Origin of the sequence: Lentzea sp. NPDC058436, from assembly GCF_042721515.1 — a bacterium.
Taxonomy (GTDB): domain Bacteria; phylum Actinomycetota; class Actinomycetes; order Mycobacteriales; family Pseudonocardiaceae; genus Lentzea.
Genome location: NZ_JBHXLF010000003.1, coordinates 924,410 through 943,415, shown reverse-complemented (window position 1 = coordinate 943,415; position 19,006 = coordinate 924,410). Strand labels below are relative to the sequence as shown.

The window sequence follows — 19,006 nt, the reverse complement described above, 5'->3', positions numbered from 1 at the left end:
TGCATTGGAGTTCCCATGACCGCCGGAGTCACCAGCCCGAACGCGGTGCGAGCCGTCCGTCGCATAGCCGACCTGCCGTTCCTCGCGGAGCAGGCGTACGGCGACGCGGTGGCGTGGCGGTTCAAGCAGGACGGGCAGTGGCGTGAGCGGACCTATGCCGAGGTGTCGGAACTGGTGCTGGACCTCGCGTCCGGGTTCGTCCACGCCGGACTGAAGGCGGGCGACCGGGTCTGCGTGCTCGCGAACACCCGTCCGGAGTGGACGGCGGTCGAGCTCGCGGTGCTCGCGGCGGGCGGCATCGTCGTGCCGATCTACCCGTCGAGCACGCCGGAGGAGATCGCCTGGGTGGTCGGCGACTCCGGCGCGGCGATCGTGGTGGCGGAGAACGACGAGCAGTGCGCCAAGGTCGAGGCCGTCCGCGCCGAACTTCCCGAGCTGCACGCGGTCTTCTCGATCGACCCGGCCGGTGACCGCCCGCGCGTCGCCGAGCTGGAGGACTCCGGCCGCACCTCGCCGCTGGCCGACGTGCTGGACGCCCGCAGGGCCGCGATCAGGCCGGAGGACCCGAGCCTGATCATCTACACCTCGGGAACCACCGGCCCTCCCAAGGGATGCGTCCTCACGAACGCGAACTGGGTCGCACTGTGCAGGGTCGCGGAAGAGGCGCGCATCGACGCGATGACCGGTGTCGTCTACCTGTTCCTGCCGCTGGCGCACGTCTTCGCGCAGATCATCATGTTCGGCACCATGTACCGCGGCGGCGCGCTGGCGTACTTCGGCGGTGACATGAAGGCGATCGTGCCGGAACTGGCCGAGGTGCGGCCGACGTTCCTGCCGTCCGTGCCGCGCATCTTCGAGAAGATCTACACCTTCGTCACCTCGAACGTGCCCGCCGACCAGCTCGCACAGGCCGTCGCGCTCGGTCTAGAAGTCCGGCGCAGGCGTGCCGCGGGAGAACCTGTTCCGCCGGAGATGGCGGCCGCGTTCGACCAGGTCGACGCGCTGTTCGCCAACGTGCGCGGGGCGTTCGGCGGGCGGCTCGTGCAGGCGTTGTCCGGTGCCGCGCCGATCTCACAGGAGGTGCTGCGGTTCTTCCACGCGGCCGGTGTGCCGGTGCTGGAGGGCTACGGCATGACCGAGTCCACGGCGGTGGGCACGATCAACACGCTGGACCGCTTCAAGCTCGGTTCGATCGGCGCGGCCGGAGTGGCGGGCCTGGAGATGAAGGTCGGCGAGGACGGCGAACTGCTGATGCGCGGCCCGCACGTCTTCGCGGGCTACTGGCGCAACGAGGAGGCCACCGCGCAGACGTTGCGGGACGGCTGGCTGCACACCGGCGACCTCGGCGAGATCGACGCGGACGGTTTCGTGACGATCACGGGGCGCAAGAAGGACATCATCATCACCGCGGGCGGCAAGAACATCGCGCCGGCGAACGTGGAGAACGTGCTGCGCCAGTCCCGCTGGATCTCGCACGCCGTGCTGTTCGGCGACCGCAAACCGTACTGCGTGGCGCTGCTCACACTGGACGCCGACGAGATCGTGCCGTGGGCGACGGCACGCGGATTGCCGTCCGACGTCGAATCATTGGTGGGTCACCCGGATGTGCGCACGCTCGTGCGGGAAGTTGTCGACGAAGCGAACTCGCACTTCGCCAGTGTTTCCCAAGTGAAGAAGTTCGTGCTGCTCACCAGGGATCTGTCCCAGGAGGAAGGTGAGCTCACCCCGACCTTGAAGGTCAAGAGGGCGGTGGTGCACCGAGTTCACTCTGCGTTGTACGAAGGGCTCTACGAGTAACCCGTACGTACGAGAAATCCAAAAACAGGTACATCCACCCTGGCGGTTTCCTTCCGCTCAGGGCAGAGTGGGACATCAAGCGGCGCCAGGCCCCCTCCCCCCTCGGGCCCAGCCGCTTCGCGGCCCCGGCTCAAGGCGTACTCCCCCCAGACGCCCAGCCGGGGCCGCCTTGCGTCTACCTCACTTAGCTTCGAGGCGGCGCCGTCGTTCCCCGCACGATCAGCTGGGTCTCCGCCACCACCTGCGGCACGTCGGTCTGGTCCGAGTCGAGCCAGTCGAGCAACAGGTTCACGGCCGTGCGCCCCGCCTGCGCCACCGGCATCGCCACCGTCGTGAGCGCAGGCGAGCACAGCGACGCGTACGTCAGGTCGTCGAACCCCGTCACCGACACGTCGTCCGGCACCGAGATGCCGCGGTCGCGCAGCCGTGCCAGCACGCCCAGCGCCATGATGTCGTTGTAGGCCACGATCGCCGACACGTCCGCGGCCACCGCCAGGTCCGCCGCCTGCAGGCCGCCCTCGTAGCGCGGCGCGAACGGGCCGAGGTCGACCAGGTCGACCCCGTGCCGTGCCACCGCCTTCATGAGCCCGCGGCGACGCTCCTGGTTGGACCACGACGTGCGAGGCCCGTTCAGGTAAGCGATCCGGCGGTGTCCCAACGCGACGAGGTGGTCGACGACGGCGTGCATGCCGCCCGCCGAGTCCATCAACGCGGCGGGCACACCGGGCAGGCGCCGGTTCAGCAGCACCAGCGACGTCGCCGCCGCTGCCTCGTGGACCTGGGAGTCCTCCAGGCCGGGCGCGCACAGCAAGACGCCGTCGACCTGCTTGGCCATGGCGTGCACGAGCTTCGCCTCGACGACGGGGTCCTCGTCGCTGTCCGCCACGAACACCGCGTAGTCGGCCTGCATCGCCCGCGCCTGCACGGCTTTCAGCACGCCCGTGAAGAACGGGTTGTCGAGGTCCGGCACGACGATGCCGATGTTGCCCGTCTTGCCGGTGATCAGCCCGCGCGCCGCCCGGTTGGGCTGGTAGCCGAGCTCCGTCGCCGCGGCCAGCACGCGGGACCGCGTCTCCGGCCGCACCAGCTCGGGTGAGGTCAGCGCGCGCGACACGGTGGCGACGGAAACATGCGCCCTGCGTGCCACGTCGCGGATCGTGACTGCCACTGGTACCTCACCCTCGCCTGCGGTCGACCCAATCATGACGGGTCAGGTGTGAAGTGAGGGCCAGCGGGAACGTCCCGGGAAACGGAAGACCCCCGGACACGTCGTCCGGGGGTCTTCCCACTTCAACATATAGCGCACAGGGGGTCTTGCGGCAAGACCCCGTCCCCGGCGCAGAATCTCCCGCCGTAACGGGGAATCGGGCAACCTGGGGAGTCGTCGAAGATGCGTGTTGTGCTGGCGGGGTTCGGGTCGCGGGGAGACGTCGAACCTCTGATCGCACTGGCGGTGGCGTTGCGGGAACAGGGCGCGGACGTGCGGGTGTGCGTGCCGCCGGACGAGGAGTTCGTTGCGAGGCTTGCCGAGTTCGGCGTGCCGTTGGTCCCGTTCGGACAGTCCGTCCGGGAGCTGGCGACGAGCACGCGGCCGGACCCGCCCGCCGTCGCGGCCGCACTGGTGGGCGAGTGGTTCGGCCCGGTCGCCGCCGCGGCCGACGGTGCCGACGTATTGGTGGCGACCGGCCTGATGCCGGCGGGCGCGCGGTCCGTGGCCGAGCACCTGGGCCTGCGGTACGTGCTCGCGATGTTCCACGACGTCTCGCTGCCGTCGCCGCACCGCAGGCCGTCGCAACGGCCGGGCAAGCCGCTGCCGCCGGACGAGACCGACAACGAGGTCCTGTGGCGGATCGACGCGGAGAACGTGAACGCGATGTACGGCCCGGCGTTGAACACCCACCGCGCGGCGCTCGGCATGCCGCCGGTCGGCAACGTCCGCGACCACGTCTACACGGGCGCGCTGCTGCTGGCGGCCGACCCGCTGCTCTGGCCGCAGTCGGAGCTGACGAACCTCGTCGTCGAGCAGACCGGGGCGTGGATCCTGCCCGACGAACGCCCGCTCGCAACCGAGGTGGAGGCGTTCCTGGAGGCCGGTGAGCCGCCGGTGTACGTCGGCTTCGGCAGCATGGCCATGCACGCCTCGAAGGACGTCGCCCAGATCGCGGTCGACGCGGTCCGCGCGCAGGGCAGGCGCGTGCTCCTGGCCAGCGGCTGGGCGGGCCTCGCGAAGGTCGACGACAGCGACGACTGCCTCGTCGTCGGCGAGGTCAACCAGCAGGCGCTGTTCCGCCGCGTCGCCGCCGTCGTGCACCACGGCGGCGGGGGAACGACGACGACCGCTGCCCGTGCCGGCGCACCGCAGGTGGTGGTGCCGCAGATCGTGGACCAGCCGTTCTGGGCCCGCAGGGTCGCCGAGCTGGGCATCGGCGCCGCGCACGACGGGCCGGTGCCGACGTTCGAGTCGCTGTCCGCGGCGCTCAGGACGGCGCTGGCCCCGGAGACGCGGGTTCGTGCCGCGGCCGTGGCGGGGGAGATCCGCGCGGACGGAGCGGAGCGGGCGGCGCGCTTCCTGCTGACGGCCGGGTAGCGGCTTCCCACGAGTGCGGTTGACAAAGCGGAACAGTGCTCCGTATCGTTCCGGAACGTCGCTCCGCTTGAGTGAACCGCACTCGAAGGGAATTCCGCAATGACCGTTTTCACGGTGAGCCCCGTCGTGCTCGACGTCCCCGGCCGGCCCGTCGACCTGCAGCTGAAGGTCTCCGCGCCGACCGAGGGCACCGGCCTGCCGATCCTGCTGCTCTCGCACGGGCAGGGCTACTCGAACCACCTGTCGTCGCTGAACGGCTACGCGCCGCTCGCGAACCACTGGGCCGAGCAGGGCTTCGTCGTCCTGCAGCCCACGCACCTGAGCAGCCGCAGCCTGAAGCTGCCGGAGGACACCCCCGGCGCGCCGCTGTTCTGGCGGTCCCGCGCCGAGGACGTGTCGCACGTCCTCGACCGCCTCGACGAGATCGAGAAGGCCGTGCCGCAGCTCCAGAACCGCTGGGACCGCACGAAGATCGCGGTCGTCGGCCACTCGATGGGCGGCCACACCGCGAGCCTGCTGCTGGGCATGCGGACCGAGGGCGTGAGCCTGAAGGACGAGCGGATCAGGGCGGGCGTCCTGCTCGGGGCGACCGGTCGCGGTGACGCGGTGAGCGACTACGTCCGCGAGCACTACCCGTTCATGCTGACCACGGACTTCAGCGAGATGTCCACGCCCGCGCTCGTCGTCGCCGGTGACGCGGACGCCTCCGAGCACCTCACCACCGCCGGACCGGACTGGCACGCCGACCCGTACCACCTGGCGCCCGGCCAGAAGGACCTGCTCACGTTGTTCGGCGCCGAGCACGGGTTCGGCGGCGTCTCCGGGTACGACGTCGCCGAGACCACGGACGAGAGCCCGGAACGGGTCGCGACGGTGCTGCGTCTCACCACGGCCTACCTGCGCAGCCAGCTGCTCGGCACCAACGACTGGCAGGAAGTCCAGATCACTGACGGCCGCGTCGAGTCCAAGAGCTAGTGGGCGTTCGGCTCGGGATTCACCCCTGGCCGTGACAGGAACTCGAAGTCGCAGCCCTCGTCGGCCTGCGTGATGTGCTCGTAGTACAGGGCGCCGTACCCGCGTTCGAACTTCGGCGGCGGCGCGACCCACGCGGCTTTGCGGCGCGCCATCTCCTCGTCGGAGATCTCCACGCGCAACACCCGCGCCTCGACGTCCAGCGTCACGAGGTCGCCGTCCCGCACCAACGCGAGCGGGCCGCCGACGTGCGCTTCCGGTGCCACGTGCAGAACGCAGGCGCCATAAGAAGTTCCGCTCATCCGCGCGTCCGAGACGCGCACGACGTCCCGGACGCCTTCGCGCAGCAGCTTGTCCGGGATCGGCAGCATCCCGTACTCCGGCATGCCGGGCCCGCCCTTCGGGCCTCCACCGGCCAGCACGATCACCGAATCCCTCGTCACGTCCAGCTCCGGCGAGTTGATCCGTGCCTGAAGGTCCTGGTAGCCGTGGAAGACCACGGCGGGCCCGGTGTGCTTCCACAACGCGGGATCGGCCGCCACGTACTTGATCACCGCACCGTCCGGGGCCAGATTGCCCCGCAGCACGGCCAGTCCGCCCTCGGCCGAGATCGGGTCGTCCAGCGGGCGGATCACCGACGGGTCGTGCACCTCGGCGCCGTCGAGGTCCTCGCCGAACGTCCGCCCCGTCACCGTGATCCGCTGGAGGTGCAACGACTCCCGCAACCGCGACAGCAACCCGCGCAGCCCGCCCGCGTAGTAGAAGTCCTCCATCAACCCCGACCCGGCGGGCTGGACAGAGGCCAGCACGGGAACCTCGCGCGACAACCGGTCGAAGTCGTTCAGCGACAACGGGATCCGCGACCGCCCTGCCATCGCGATCAGGTGGATGTACGAGTTCGTCGAACCGCCGAGCGCCAGCACGGTCCGGATCGCGTCCTCGTACGCCTCCGCCGACAGCACGTCGCCGATCGTCAAGCCCTCGCGCACCATCTCGACCGCGCGCATGCCCGACGCGGCCGCCATCCGGTGGTGCGCCGAGTCGACTGCCGGGATCGACGACGCGCCGGGCAGCGTCAGTCCCAACGCCTCCGCCGCGGCCGTCATGGTCGAGGCCGTGCCCATCGTCATGCACGTGCCGGGGGAGCGGGCGAGGCCGGACTGGATCTCCGCCCAGTCGCCGGACGAGATCGTGCCCGCGCGCTTCTCGTCCCAGAACCGCCACATGTCCGTGCCGGAGGCCAGGTTCTCGCCGCGCCAGTGCCCGCGCAGCATCGGCCCGGCCGGCACGAAGATCGCGGGCAGTCCGGCGGAGGCCGCGCCCATCAGCAACGCGGGCGTGGTCTTGTCGCAGCCGCCCATCAGCACGCACCCGTCGACGGGGTAGGAGCGCAGGATCTCCTCCGTCTCCATCGACAGCAGGTTCCGGTACAGCATCGGAGTCGGCTTCTGGTAGGTCTCCGACAACGTGGAAACCGGGAACTCCAAGGGAAAACCGCCCGCCTGCCACACCCCGCGCTCCACCTGCTGGGCCCGTTCGCGCAGGTGCATGTGGCACGGGTTGATGCCGCTCCACGTGTTCAGGATCGCGATGACCGGCTTCCCCAGGTGCTCGCCGGGGTTCAGGCCGAGCTGGCGCGCGCGGGCGTTGTGCGAGAACGCCCTGAGCCCCTCGCCCTCGAACCACTCGGCGGACCTCAGCCTCACAGCAGGTTCCACGAGTTCAGCAGCACGCCCACCGCCGAACGGCCCGCCTCGGACAACGCCGAGGCGGGCGGGCGCACGTCCCGGCGGCACAAACCGAGCTGTGCCAACGCTTCCTTCACCACGGACACGTTGTTCGCAGACTCGCCCGCCGCCCGCAGCTCCTCGAAGCCGCGCACGAACTCCCAGAACTCCATCGCCGCACCGAACTCACCCGCCCGCAGGCACCGGAACATCTGCACCGACAGCTCCGGTGCCACGTTCGCGAGCCCGGACGTGAACCCCGAGGCCCCGACGGCGAAGTACCCCGGCGCGGACAGCTCGGCCAGGCCCGCGACCCACGTCAGCCGCTCCAGCCCGGCGTCGCGCGCGACCGAGGCGAACCGCACCGGGTCCGGCACCGCGTACTTCACGCCCACGACGTTCGGGCACGCGTCGGCCAGGGCGGCGATCTGCGCGCCGCCGATCCGAGGGTTCCGCACGTACAGCACGACGCTCAGCTCGGGCACCGCCGACGCGATCGCCCGGTGGTAGTCCACCCACCCGTCGAGCGAGACGTACGGGTGCACCGGCTGGTGGATCATGATCCCGCGCGCGCCTGCCCGGTCCGCGAACCGCGCCGCCGCCACGGCCGAGGCCACGTCGTGCCCGACCCCGGCGACGACGGCGGCCCGGTCGGCGACCGCGTCCACGGTGATCCGCAGCGCGCGCTCGGTCTCGTCGGAGGACAGCGTGTAGAACTCGCTCGTGTTGCCGTTCGGCGTCACGACCGAGATGCCGCCTTCGACCATCCGGTCCACCACGGCGGCGTAGCTCTTCTCGTCGATCGCCCCGTCCGCGTCGAACGGCGTGACGGTGATCGCCACGACGGACGCCAGCTGCTCGGTGAGGTCATCGAACGACATCGGGAAGCTCCTCGGCCACTCGGTCGGCGAACGTGCGGACGTGCCGGCGCAGCAGGTCGGCGGCCTCGTCGGCGAAGCCCTCCTCCGCGGCCACGAGGATCGCCCTGTGCTCGGCGTCCTCGGCCTCCCAGGTCGGGCTGACGCCCCAGCCGGCCACGGTGATCAGCGCGGTCTGGTCGCGCAGCCCGTCCAGGATCTGGATCATCAACGGGTTGCCGCAGCCCGCGTACAGCCCGCGGTGGAACCTCCGGTTCGCGAGGCTGCGCCGGGCCAGGTCCTCGGTGTCGTCCAGCGCCGACCTGGCCTCGGCGAAGCCGGCTCCTAGCTCGACCGACCGGCGCAGCGCCTCGGGTTCCAGCAGCAGCCGCACGTCGTAGACGGACCGGGCCAGCTCGGCGTCGACCGCGCGGACCGTGGCCCCCTTGTACGGGCTCATCACGACGAGCCCCGACCCGGCGAGCGTCTTGAGCGCCTCGCGCACGGGCGTCTTCGAGACGGTGAGCGTCGCGGCGAGATCCGTTTCGACAAGGGCCTGACCGGGTTTCAGTTTTCCGGAAAGAATCGCTTCTTTGATCGATTCCAGAACGAAGTCCGTTCGTGACGCCGGAAGTGTTCCCATCCGGTCATACATCATATATGAGAGCGTAGAAGCAGGTAGAGGCCCGGTCAACCTTCTCGTGTGGTCTGCACAACGTCCTTGTATCTGCGTTGAACCAACTTCCTCGCAGGCTCGTTCTGAGGGTGTTGGTCACCGCTGTGCGCGGGACTGGAGAAGGAGAGATTTGAGCGCATCGTTCCGCGTGACCGTGTCTCCCAACGAGTTGAACGAGAACGACATGCTGATGGAAGAACTGCCACCGGAGGCCGCGCTCGACGGGCCTCCGCCGAATCTGGACCACCTGCTCCAGCGCACGCTGGGCACGGTCCGTGAGGAAAGACATCAGGCCGTGCGCCGCCGAGGCCGCGTCATGGCCCTGTCGTCGACCCTCGTGGTCGCCGGCGTGCTGGCCGGCGGCGTCTGGCTGGGCCAGGGAATGGGGGTCGGTGGCACCGCAGACGTGGTCTTGCAGGGGACCTCGTCGGCGGGTGCGCACATGGCCGTGCAGGTCACGGACACCGAGGGCGGCCTGAAGCTGGTCGCGACGGTCGACGGGATGCAGGACGGGGAAGCCTGCTGGCTCGTCGTCCACACGAAGGACGGACGCACCTTCACCGCGGGCTCGTGGATGGCCCACGAGGGTGAGGTGACCCTGGCCGGGTCCGCGATGGTGCGGGCGGGGGACGTGGCCGGGGTGAGCGTGGTGAACCACGACCGCACACCGCTGGTCACCGCGCGGCAGGCATGAGCAGGAACGACCTGGGGCTCGCCGGTGGGCGCCGTCACGTCGGCGGCGTTCACCGAACCAATTGAGACAGAACGCTTTGGTTTGCCCGAACGGACCGGCAGGCTGTAGCCGTGGCCCGGAACAAACCGGCGACCCTCGCGGTCGCGGTGGTCGCGCTCCTCGTCATCGTGGGCTCGGCGGTCCTGCTGCGCGGCACGTCGAACGGCGCGCCATCCGCTGAGCAGTACGTCAGCGAACTCGACCAGGTGATCACCGAGCCGGAGACGGCGAGCGTCGTCATCCGGTGCGGGGCGAACGAGGACCGTCACCTCAACGCCGACAACCCGGTCGTCTCACCGGGCATCCCCTTCGGCGCTCACCACACGCACGAGTACGTCGGCAACAAGTCGGCCGACGCCAAGTCGACCGACGACTCTCTGGCGGCCGCGCCCACCACGTGCGAGGACGAAGACCGTTCGACGTACTACTGGCCGGTGCTGCGCCTGACCGACCGCACCGGGCACGACCTGCACGCGGACGGCGGCGGCCTGCACGGCAACACCGGTGAGGTGCTCAGGCCGAAGAGCGTGGAGATCCGCTACGACGGCAGCCCGGTGAGCCCGGTGCTGCCGATGCCGCGGTTCCTGCGGCTGATCACCGGCGATCCGGCGGCGTTCACCAACGACTACGGCCCGAACACGCGCGCCCGGTGGGGCTGCTCGGACCAGCCGGGCCGCTACTCGGTGAAGTATCCGCTGTGCGGCGCCGCGACGACCCTGCGCAGCTACGACTTCGGCAGCTGCTGGGACGGCAACAACACCGACAGCGCCTCGCACCGCTCGCACGTGGTGTTCCCGCTCGCCGGCGGCATGTGCCCGGCGAAGACCTTCCCGATCCCGCGGCTGCGCGTCACCGTGGGGTACGACGTTCCCGCAGGTCATCCGTTCGCGATCGACAGCTTCAAGGAGGAGCTGCGCGATCCGGCGACCGACCACGGCATGTACATCAACGTCATGCCGGACGCCCGGATGGCGGAGCTGGTCGGGCAGCTCAACCGCTCCCGCTAACATCCGGCGTTCCTTTTTAGTTGAAACCCGTTGAACCGAAGCTCTCCGCCGCTCGTGTGACGGCTGAGGTCTTGAACAGGACGCCCGCAAGAGGTGTTCGCGGGCGGGGAGGAGTGGGTGGATGGCGGCTTTGTTCTCCCGCAAACGGGAGACCGCGGCCGACGAGGCGCTGATCCGATCGCTCTACGAGGAGCACGGTCGGGCTCTGCTGGCGTACGCGACGCGGCTGACCGGCGATCGGGCGGCTGCCGAGGACGTGGTCCAGGAGACCCTTGTCCGAGCGTGGCGCCATCCCGACGCCCTCGTGAACGGCAAGGGATCGGTGCGCGGCTGGTTGCTCACCGTGGCGCGGAACATCGTCACGGACAGGGTCCGCGCGAGGGCTGCGCGTCCCCAGGAGGTGGCGGAGTCTCCGGCGACGCCGCCCATCGAGCGCGACCACGCGGACCAGGTGGTTGACTCGGTGGTGGTGCTCGAAGCGCTCGACAGGCTGTCCTCCGACCACCGCGACGTGCTGATGGAGATCTACTTCCGCGGCCGGAGCGTGACGGAGGCGGCAGAGGCCCTAGGGGTGCCACCTGGCACGGTGAAGTCGAGATCGTATTACGCGTTGCGAGCCTTGAGGGAGACCTTCGGAGGTCAGAAGGTCGCACTGAAGGGGGTGGCTGGATGACCACGCGGCACGACCCGCAACTGCTCGGTGCTTACGTTCTGGGAGCACTGGACGAGCAGGAGGTGCGTGAGATGGACGACCACCTGGCGTCCTGCCCTGACTGCGCGCGTGAACTCGACGAGCTCCGCGACATGGAGGCCTTCCTCGGTGAGGTACCGCCGGAGGCCATGCTGGACGGGCCGCCCGAGGGCGGCGATCTGTTGTTGCAGCGCACCTTGCGCCAGGTGCGTTCCGAACGAGGCGGCGTCGCACGGCGTCGTCAGTTCGCGCTTGGTGCCGCGGCGGCCGTGGTGGCCGCGGTGGTCCTGGGCGCCGGTGTCTTCGTCGGCAAGGCCACGTCACCCGATGTGACGGCCCTTCCCACTCCGACGGTGGCTCCGGACCCGGCAGGTACCAGGCTGGCCACGTTCACGGACCCGGTGACCAAGGCGTCGATGACGGTGAAGGTCGTCCCCGCCGCCGGATGGGTCCGCACGAACATGGCGATCAACGGCATTCCCGAAGGCCAGAAGTGCCGGATCTTCGTCGTGGCGAAGGACGGCAGCCGCCAGGAGGCGGGCTCCTGGGTGGTGTCCAAGAAGGGCGCCGCCGAGGGCACGAACCTGGACGGTTCCGCGCTGGTCGACCCCAAGGACGTGAAGTCCGTGGTGGTCGAGAACTTCGACGGCCAGAAGTTCGTCGAGGTGCCGGTACAGGCGTGACCGAGGGGACGAGGGGCCGCTTCCGCAGTCGGGGAGCGGCCCCTCTTCTCACGGCTTGAGCACCACTTTTCCCGCCGTGGCACGGGATTCGAGCGCCTCGTGCGCCTTCGGGGCGTCCTTCAGCGCGAACGGCGGGTGGACCAGCGGCACGAACCGCCCGCTCGCCAGCCCCGCCATCGACTCGTCTTCGAGGGTGCGCAGACCTCGTCGCATCAGCCCGGGTCCCAGCGCGACGGTCGCCGTGAGGCTGTTGGCGAACAACGCCTCCGTGCTGATCTGCGTCATCGCCCCGGACGACCAGCCGTAGATGATCTGCCGCCCACCCGGCCCCAGCGTCTTCAACGCCAGCGCCCCCGCCTCACCACCGACACCGTCGAGCACGACGGTCATGTCCTTGAGCCCGTCCGCCCAGCCGGGCCGTGTGTAGTCGATGGCGGCGTCCGCGCCGTTGTCCATGACGAGGTCCAGCTTCTCGGTGCTCGCGAGCCCGATCACCTGCGCGCCGACGTTGCGCGCCTCCTGCACGAACAACGAGCCCATGCCCCCGGCCGCCGACGTCACCAGCACCACGTCGTCCTTCGTGAGCCTCGCGGAGTCCAGCACCCCGACGACCGTCCGCCCGGTGCCGATCATCGCGACGGCCGCCTCGAACGACACGTCGTCGGGCAACGCGTGCAACGCGGCCGTGCCGGCCACCGCGAGCTCGGCGTACCCGCCGTTGACCTGCCCGAGGTGCGCGACGACCCTGCGCCCGAGCCAGTCGGCGGAGACACCTTCGCCCAGTGCCGTGACGACACCCGCGACCTCACGTCCCGGCGTCATCGGGAAGTCGACGGGCCCGAACCCGCCCTTGCGGATCGTGGTGTCGACGAGGTGGACGCCGGCCGCCGCCACGGTGACGCGGACCTGCCCTGCGGCGGGCTCCGGGTCGGGAACCTCCTCGAAGCGCAGGTTCTCCGCCGGGCCGAACTCGTACTGCCGAATCGCGAACATGCCGCCGACGCTAGGAGCTCCACCTAACTCGAGGTCAACAGCCGATGCGCTGCGACCGGGTGCACTCGATCGGGTAAAGATCATCGTCGGCACCGCCTGGCGCGGGTATTGATCATGGTGTGACGCTGGGACCTGAGTCGGTGACGTGGCGGCTGGGCTGGTACACCCGGTTCGAGCTGGTGGTGCTGGGGCGCGCGGTGCTGATGCAGGTCGCGCACCCGGTCATCGCCGCCGCCGTGCGCGACAGCTACCGCGCGGACCCGTTCGCGCGGCTGACGAAGACCATCACCTCGTCGCAGGTGCGGTTGTTCGGCGGTGAGCTGGCCGAGCGGGAGGCGGACCGGCTGTTGCGGGCCCACGCCCGGATTCCCGGCGCGGACGAGGAGCTGTTCCGCTGGGTGCACGCCACCAGCTTCGACTCGCTGCTCACGGCGTACCGGTTGCTGCGGCCCCGGATGCCCGCGATCCACGAGGAACGGCTCTACCGCGAGTGGCGGGAGACGGGGGAGACGCTCGGCATCAGGTCGATGCCGGGCGATCTCACCGAGCTGCGCGCGTACCTCGACGACGTGGTCGCCACGCAGCTGAAGAACACCGACGGGGTGCAGGACCTGCTGGAGGCGTTCGAGCTGCGGACGGGCAAGGCGCCCGGCTCCGAACACCTGCCGAGCGCGCTGTGGCCGTTGGTGCGGCCCGTGGCGGCGCGGGTGCTGCCGGACTTCTCCGTCGGCACGCTGCCGGAGGCGTTGCGGGACAAGCTCGGTCTGGAGTGGACGGACCGGGACGCGCGCAGGCTGCGCCGGTGGATCCGCGTGATCCGGCTCGTGTCCGCGTTCGTCCCGGCCAGCCTGCTGCACTACCCGATGCCGTACCGGGCGATGGTCAGTGCGCGATCATCACGTGTTTGACGCGCGTGTAGTCCTCCAGGCCGTGCAGCGACAGGTCCTTGCCGTAGCCCGAGGCGCCGAAACCGCCGTGCGGCATCTCGGCGGCGACGAGGCCGTGCGTGTTGACCCAGACGATGCCGAAGTCGAGCCGTCCCGTCAGTGACGCGACCCTGCCGGTGTCGCGGGTCCAGATCGAGGACGCGAGTCCCTGCGGAACCCCGTTGGCCAGGGCGATCGCCTCGTCGTCGTCCGCGAACGACTGCACGGTGATCAGCGGCGCGAACGCCTCCTCCTGCACCAGCTCGTCGTCCTGGCCCAGCCCGGAGACGACGGTCGGTTCCAGGAAGAAGCCGGCGTCCCCGTGCCGCTTTCCTCCACAGTGGACGGTGGCGGACGACCGGGACAGCAGGCCGAGCACGCGGTCGAGCTGGGCCTGGCTGTTCAACGGCCCGAAGTCGATGCCGGGCACCTGGGCCGAGGCCGCCTTCACCAGTGCCGCGACGAACTCGTCGTGCACGGCCGCATGGACCAGCACACGAGAAGCGGCCGTGCAGTCCTGGCCCGCGTTGTAGAAGGCGGCGCCGACGATGCCCTCCGCCGCCGCGGTGACGTCCACGTCGTCGAACACCAGGACCGGCGCGTTGCCCCCGAGTTCGAGGTGCGTGCGCTTCACGGTCGCGGCGGCGCTGCGGGCCACCTCGATCCCGGCGCGGGTCGACCCGGTCAGCGACACCATCGCGGGCACGGGGTGCTCGACCAGCAGACGGCCGGTGTCGCGGTCGCCGAGCACGACGTTGAACACGCCCCGCGGCAACACTTCCGAGGCCAGCGCGGCCAGCAAGATCGTGGACGACGGCGTGGTGTCGGCGGGCTTGAGCACCACGGTGTTGCCGGCCGCGAGCGCGGGTGCGATCTTCCAGACGGCCATCATCAGCGGGTAGTTCCACGGCGTGATCTGCGCGATCACGCCGACGGCCTCGCGCCGCTGGTACGAGGTGTGGCCGGGGATGTACTCACCCGCCGCGGCCGTGCCCAGAGCGCGGGCGGCACCGGCGAAGAACCGGATCTGGTCCACGCACTGGGGAATCTCCTCGTCCAGCAGCACGGAACGGACCTTGCCGGTCTCGCGGACCTCCGCGTCGGCCACCTCGGAAGCGTTGGCCTCCAGGAGATCCGCGAGCTTCAGCAACGCGTGCTGACGTTCGCCGGGCGTGGTGCGCGACCAGGCGGGGAAAGCGCTTGCGGCGGCCTGGACGGCGGCGTCGACCTCGGCCTCGCGTGAGACGACAGCACGCCCGAACTCGGTGCCGGTGGCCGGATCGACGAGCGGAGAGGTCAGTTCGGCGTCAGCGGAGGTGCCGTTGACGAAGTTCGCGACGATCACGTGTGCTCCAGGTGCGTGGGGGCGAACATGCGCAACACCGCGGGCAGGACCACCACGTGCGGTCCGTCCCCGGCGAACGCCTTGGCGAGGTCGTCGGCCAGCGACTCGGGCGTGCTGCGGGTGGCGGCCACGCCGAACGCCCCGGCGAGCGCCACGAAGTCCGGGCGGGCCAGTTCGGTGCCGGTGGCCTGGCCGAACGCGTCGGTCATGTACTCGCGCAGGATGCCGTAGCCGCCGTCGTCGACGATCAGCCACACGACCCGCGACCCGTGCTGTGCGGACGTCGCGAGCTCGGAGATCCCGTACATCGCGCCGCCGTCACCGGACACCGCGAGCACCGGCCCGCCCGTCGCCGCCGCCACGCCGAGCGCGGCGGGGAAGCCGTAGCCGAGTCCGCCGGAGCCCTGGGCCGTGAACTGCGCGCCACCGCGGGGATCCCACGCCGACCAGGCCCAGTAGGCGAGGATCGTCATGTCCCAGCAGGTCGGCGTGCCGTCCGGAACGGCCGCCCGCAGCGCTGCGAGCACCTGCCACTCCAGGTCGAGGCCCTGGCCGGTCAGCCGCTCCCGAACGCTCGCCAGCAGCCCCAGCACCCGTTCCTCGGCAACGCCGTCGGTCGCCCGTTCCCGCACCCCGGAAGCCAAGGCGCGCAACGCGTGGCGGGCGTCGGCGTGGATGCCGAGCGCGGGGTAGTTCGACTCCAGCTTGCCGAGGTCGGCCTCGATCTGGACCACGGTGCCGCGCGGCCGGAACGTCCGGTAGTTGCTGGACAGCTCACCGAGCCCCGAGCCCACGACCAGCAGCACGTCCGCGTCGGCCAGGAACTCCGTGGTGTGCCAGTCCTCCAGCCACGACTGCGCGGACAGCGGGTGGTCCCACCCGAAGTTGCCCTTGCCGCCGAACGTCGTCACGACCGGTGCCCGCAGCTTCTCCGCCAGCTCCAGCAGTTCGGCGGAGGCCCGCACCGCGCCTCCGCCCGCGAGGATCACCGGCCGTCGCGCGCCGTCGAGCAACCGCACGGCCTCCTCGACGAGCTCGGCCCGCGGGTGCAGTTCGCGCGGTGACCACGACACGGACGTCACCGGCGGCACGGAGACGGGCGCGAGCAGCACGTCCTGCGGGATCTCCACCCACACCGGCCCGAACGGCGCCGTCAGCGCGATCTCCCACGCCTCGGCCAGCGCCGACGGGATCTGCGATGCGTGCCGGACGACCCGCGCGTGCTTCACGACGTCCCGGAACGACGCCAGCTGGTCGGTCAGCTCGTGCAGGTACCCGCCGCGCACGCCCCCGAGTCCTGCGGACGGTATCTGCGACGAGATGCCCAGCACGGGTGCCGACGCGGCGGCCGACTCCTGCAGTCCCGCCAGTGTCTGCAGCGCGCCGGGCCCGGTCGACACCAGCAGCGGCGTCACCGAACCGGTGATCCGCGCGTGCCCGTCGGCGGCGAACGCGGCGTTGACCTCCGTGCGCGAACCGACGTACCGCAGCTCCGAGCGCCGCAGCGCGTCGAAGAGCCCGAGCGCGTGCTGGCCCGGGATGCCGAAGACGGTGCTCGCGCCGAGCGCCTCCAGCGTCTCGACCACGACATCGCCACCGTTGCGCGTCACACGCCCTCCTTCAATGCCAGCAGACTCACCAAGTCATACGCCACGTGGGAAGCCGCCACCGAGGTGATGTCCGCGTGGTCGTAGGCAGGTGCGACCTCCACGACGTCCGCGCCCACCAGGTTCAGCCCGCGCAGCCCGCGGACGATCTCCAGCAGTTCGCGCGAGGTCATCCCGCCCGCCTCGGGCGTTCCGGTGCCGGGGGCGTGCGCCGGGTCCAGCACGTCGATGTCGACCGACACGTAGAGCGGGCGCGAGCCGATCCGCTGCCGCAACGCGTCCACGGTCTCGTCGACACCGCGCCGCATCACGTCCGCCGAGGTCACGATGCCGAACCCGAGCCGCCGGTCGTCCTCCAGGTCCTTCTTGCCGTACAGCGGTCCCCGCGTGCCGACGTGCGAGATCGCCTCGGTGTCGAGGATCCCGTCCTCGACCGCGCGCCGGAACGGGGTTCCGTGCGTGTAGGGCTCGCCGAAGTAGGTGTCCCACGTGTCGAGGTGCGCGTCGAAGTGCAGCAGTGCCACCGGCCCGTGGATCAGCGACACGGCCCGCAGCAACGGCAGCGCGATCGTGTGGTCACCGCCGATGGTGACCAGTTTCGTGCCGTCACGCTGCAGGTCGGTGGCGGCACCCTCGATCGTCTCGATCGCCTCGCCGATGTGGAACGGGTTGACCGCGACGTCCCCGCCGTCCACGACCTGGACGCGTTCGAACGGCGCCACGTCCAGCCCGGGGTTGTAGGGCCGCAGCAGCCGGGACGCCTCCCGCACGGCCGAGGGCGCGAACCGCGCGCCCGGCCGGTACGAGACGCCCGTGTCGAACGGGACTCCCACCACCGCGACGTCCGCGCGCGCCACCTCGTCGAGGCGCGGCAGCCGGGCGAAGGTCGCGGGACCCGCGTAGCGCGGGACCCGCGAGGAGTCGACGGGGCCGATCATGCGTTCACCAGTTCCTCTTCCTCCGCCTGCCCCGCCACCCGCCGTTCCCAGCGCGCGAGCACCGCCGGGTCCGTCGGGGGCGTGGCCAGACTGACCGCCACGTACGTCACGAACGACGCGCCGAGGCTGTAGTAGACGGGCGAGTCGGCGAGCACACCGTCAACGATCATGAAAGTGATCGACGTGAGCGCGCCGACGGCCATCGACACCATCGCGCCGATCCTCGTGCCGCGCTTCCACACCAGCCCGCCGATGATCGCCACCAGCAGACCGCCGACGAGGATGTTGTAGGCGACCGTCAACGCGGCCACGACGTCGTTCAGCACCACCGCGACGCCGATCGCGATCACGCCCAGGACCAGCGTGAACATCCGGTTCGAGTGGACATCGGTCTTGCGCCGCCAGATGTCGTTGGCGGCGACGGTCGAACATGCGATCAACGCACCGGATGATGTGGACATCATCGCCGCGAGAGCCGCCGCCAGCACCAGACCGCGAACCCCGGTCGGCAGCAGGTTCTCGACCATCACCGCGAACGCCTCGTCCTTGTTGGCGATGTCCGGGTACAGCGCCTTGCCGGCCGTGCCGATCAACGCGCCCGCGACGGCGTAGGCCAGGCAGTACAGCCCGGACGTGATGCCGCCCCACGTCGCGACCTTCGGCGACTTGGCGGTGAACACGCGCTGCCAGATGTCCTGTCCGATCAGCAGGCCGAACACGTAGATCAACAGGAACGTGATGATCGTGCTGATGCCGATGTTGCCGATGTCGAACATCGCCGGGTCGTCGAGCCGCTGCCGCATGCCGTCGAACCCGCCCGCGGCGATGATGCTGACCGGGAGCAGCAGGAACAGGATGCCGATCGTCTTGACGACGAACTGGACGATGTCGGTCAGCGTGATCGACCACATGCCACCGAGAACGCTGTACAGCACCACGATGCTGCCGCCGATGATCACACCGACGGTCTTCGGGAGTCCGAAGAGGACGTTGAAGATGGTCGAGTACGCGATCGTCGACGTGACCGTCAGCATCAACGTGTACGCCCACATGACCGCGCCCGACACGAGCGACGAGTTGCCGCCGTACCTGAGGTCGAGCATCTGGCTGACGGTGTAGACCTTCAACCGGACGATCCGGCGCGCGAACAACGCGCTGAGCAACAGGATGCCGAGCCCGATGGCGAACACCATCCAGGCGCCGGAGATCCCGAACTTGTAGCCGAGCCCGACACCGCCGATGGTCGACGCGCCCCCGAGCACGACGGCGGACATGGTGCCGGAGTACATGCCGAAACCGAGCCGGCGCCCGGCGACCAGGTACTCGCTCTTGCTGGTGGCGCGGCGCATGCCCCACCAGCCCATGCCGATCATGCCGAGCACGTAGGCGGCGATCACCGCGTAGTCGAGAGCCACTGCCGACCTCCTTGGGTTGCAGGTCACAGTAGGAACGCGTGCTGGCGCCGGT

Annotated in this window: 17 protein-coding genes; 8 read left to right on the top strand and 9 right to left on the bottom strand. The window is 70.3% G+C overall.

Translation table 11 applies throughout. The features are described 5' to 3' along the window. Nucleotides 1–15 precede the first annotated feature (15 nt). A complete protein-coding gene (locus ACFWN2_RS18185) occupies nucleotides 16–1,797 on the top strand; it encodes an AMP-dependent synthetase/ligase (protein ID WP_382428644.1) in 1,782 nt (593 codons plus the stop codon). 184 nt (nucleotides 1,798–1,981) lie between these two features. On the opposite strand, the gene ACFWN2_RS18180 is transcribed toward ACFWN2_RS18185, so the two are convergent. Further along, nucleotides 1,982–2,965: a LacI family DNA-binding transcriptional regulator gene (locus tag ACFWN2_RS18180; protein ID WP_382428643.1), complete on the bottom strand. Its 984-nt coding sequence runs from the start codon at nucleotides 2,963–2,965 to the stop codon at nucleotides 1,982–1,984. Between the two features lie 222 nt (nucleotides 2,966–3,187). On the opposite strand from ACFWN2_RS18180, the gene ACFWN2_RS18175 reads away from it, so the two are divergent. Both ACFWN2_RS18175 and ACFWN2_RS18170 read left to right on the top strand, forming a co-directional pair. Beyond that, nucleotides 3,188–4,384 carry a glycosyltransferase gene (locus ACFWN2_RS18175; protein ID WP_382428642.1) on the top strand — a complete coding sequence of 399 codons (1,197 nt, stop codon included), beginning with the start codon at nucleotides 3,188–3,190 and terminating at the stop codon, nucleotides 4,382–4,384. A 99-nt stretch (nucleotides 4,385–4,483) separates the two neighbouring features. Further along, complete coding sequence (locus ACFWN2_RS18170) at nucleotides 4,484–5,359, top strand: alpha/beta hydrolase family protein (RefSeq protein ID WP_382428641.1); 876 nt, start codon at nucleotides 4,484–4,486, stop codon at nucleotides 5,357–5,359. Here the strand turns inward: ACFWN2_RS18170 and araD are convergent. Genes araD through ACFWN2_RS18155 form a run of 3 tightly spaced genes read right to left on the bottom strand, consistent with a single transcriptional unit; the run spans nucleotide 5,356 to nucleotide 8,583 of the window. Then, nucleotides 5,356–7,062, bottom strand: coding sequence for an L-arabinonate dehydratase (araD, locus tag ACFWN2_RS18165; RefSeq protein ID WP_382428640.1), 1,707 nt, complete (start codon nucleotides 7,060–7,062; stop codon nucleotides 5,356–5,358). The genes ACFWN2_RS18170 and araD overlap by 4 nt on opposite strands. Continuing rightward, a complete protein-coding gene (locus ACFWN2_RS18160) occupies nucleotides 7,059–7,964 on the bottom strand; it encodes a dihydrodipicolinate synthase family protein (protein WP_382428639.1) in 906 nt (301 codons plus the stop codon). Before ACFWN2_RS18160 ends, araD begins: the two co-directional genes overlap by 4 nt. Next, nucleotides 7,951–8,583, bottom strand: a complete 633-nt coding sequence (locus ACFWN2_RS18155; protein WP_382428638.1) for a GntR family transcriptional regulator — start codon at nucleotides 8,581–8,583, stop codon at nucleotides 7,951–7,953. The genes ACFWN2_RS18160 and ACFWN2_RS18155 overlap by 14 nt, the downstream gene beginning before the upstream one ends. 163 nt (nucleotides 8,584–8,746) lie before the next feature. On the opposite strand from ACFWN2_RS18155, the gene ACFWN2_RS18150 reads away from it, so the two are divergent. The 4 genes from ACFWN2_RS18150 (at nucleotide 8,747) to ACFWN2_RS18135 (ending at nucleotide 11,730) form a co-directional block, all read left to right on the top strand. Further along, a complete protein-coding gene (locus ACFWN2_RS18150; protein WP_382428637.1) occupies nucleotides 8,747–9,310 on the top strand; it encodes an anti-sigma factor in 564 nt (187 codons plus the stop codon). A gap of 110 nt (nucleotides 9,311–9,420) precedes the next feature. Then, nucleotides 9,421–10,356, top strand: a complete 936-nt coding sequence (locus tag ACFWN2_RS18145) for a DUF1996 domain-containing protein (RefSeq protein WP_382428636.1) — start codon at nucleotides 9,421–9,423, stop codon at nucleotides 10,354–10,356. Between the two features lie 121 nt (nucleotides 10,357–10,477). Next, nucleotides 10,478–11,029, top strand: a complete 552-nt coding sequence (locus ACFWN2_RS18140; protein ID WP_382428635.1) for a sigma-70 family RNA polymerase sigma factor — start codon at nucleotides 10,478–10,480, stop codon at nucleotides 11,027–11,029. Beyond that, nucleotides 11,026–11,730: an anti-sigma factor family protein gene (locus tag ACFWN2_RS18135; protein WP_382428634.1), complete on the top strand. Its 705-nt coding sequence runs from the start codon at nucleotides 11,026–11,028 to the stop codon at nucleotides 11,728–11,730. The genes ACFWN2_RS18140 and ACFWN2_RS18135 overlap by 4 nt, the downstream gene beginning before the upstream one ends. Nucleotides 11,731–11,778: 48 nt before the next feature. On the opposite strand, the gene ACFWN2_RS18130 is transcribed toward ACFWN2_RS18135, so the two are convergent. Further along, nucleotides 11,779–12,723: a zinc-binding dehydrogenase gene (locus tag ACFWN2_RS18130; protein WP_382428633.1), complete on the bottom strand. Its 945-nt coding sequence runs from the start codon at nucleotides 12,721–12,723 to the stop codon at nucleotides 11,779–11,781. Between the two features lie 119 nt (nucleotides 12,724–12,842). On the opposite strand from ACFWN2_RS18130, the gene ACFWN2_RS18125 reads away from it, so the two are divergent. Continuing rightward, the gene (locus ACFWN2_RS18125; protein WP_382428632.1) at nucleotides 12,843–13,631 is read left to right on the top strand and encodes an oxygenase MpaB family protein; all 789 of its coding nucleotides are present in this window, start codon (nucleotides 12,843–12,845) and stop codon (nucleotides 13,629–13,631) included. Here the strand turns inward: ACFWN2_RS18125 and ACFWN2_RS18120 are convergent. Genes ACFWN2_RS18120 through ACFWN2_RS18105 form a run of 4 tightly spaced genes read right to left on the bottom strand, consistent with a single transcriptional unit; the run spans nucleotide 13,606 to nucleotide 18,954 of the window. After that, complete coding sequence (locus ACFWN2_RS18120) at nucleotides 13,606–14,994, bottom strand: aminobutyraldehyde dehydrogenase (RefSeq protein WP_382428631.1); 1,389 nt, start codon at nucleotides 14,992–14,994, stop codon at nucleotides 13,606–13,608. The two genes, ACFWN2_RS18125 and ACFWN2_RS18120, sit on opposite strands and share 26 nt — an antisense overlap. Then, nucleotides 14,991–16,604, bottom strand: coding sequence for a thiamine pyrophosphate-binding protein (locus ACFWN2_RS18115; RefSeq protein WP_382428630.1), 1,614 nt, complete (start codon nucleotides 16,602–16,604; stop codon nucleotides 14,991–14,993). Before ACFWN2_RS18115 ends, ACFWN2_RS18120 begins: the two co-directional genes overlap by 4 nt. Next, on the bottom strand, nucleotides 16,601–17,539 hold the full coding sequence (gene speB, locus ACFWN2_RS18110; protein WP_382428629.1) for an agmatinase: 939 nt from the start codon (nucleotides 17,537–17,539) through the stop codon (nucleotides 16,601–16,603). Before speB ends, ACFWN2_RS18115 begins: the two co-directional genes overlap by 4 nt. Beyond that, complete coding sequence (locus ACFWN2_RS18105; protein ID WP_382428628.1) at nucleotides 17,536–18,954, bottom strand: sodium:solute symporter; 1,419 nt, start codon at nucleotides 18,952–18,954, stop codon at nucleotides 17,536–17,538. Before ACFWN2_RS18105 ends, speB begins: the two co-directional genes overlap by 4 nt. Between the last annotated feature and the right edge of the window lie 52 nt (nucleotides 18,955–19,006).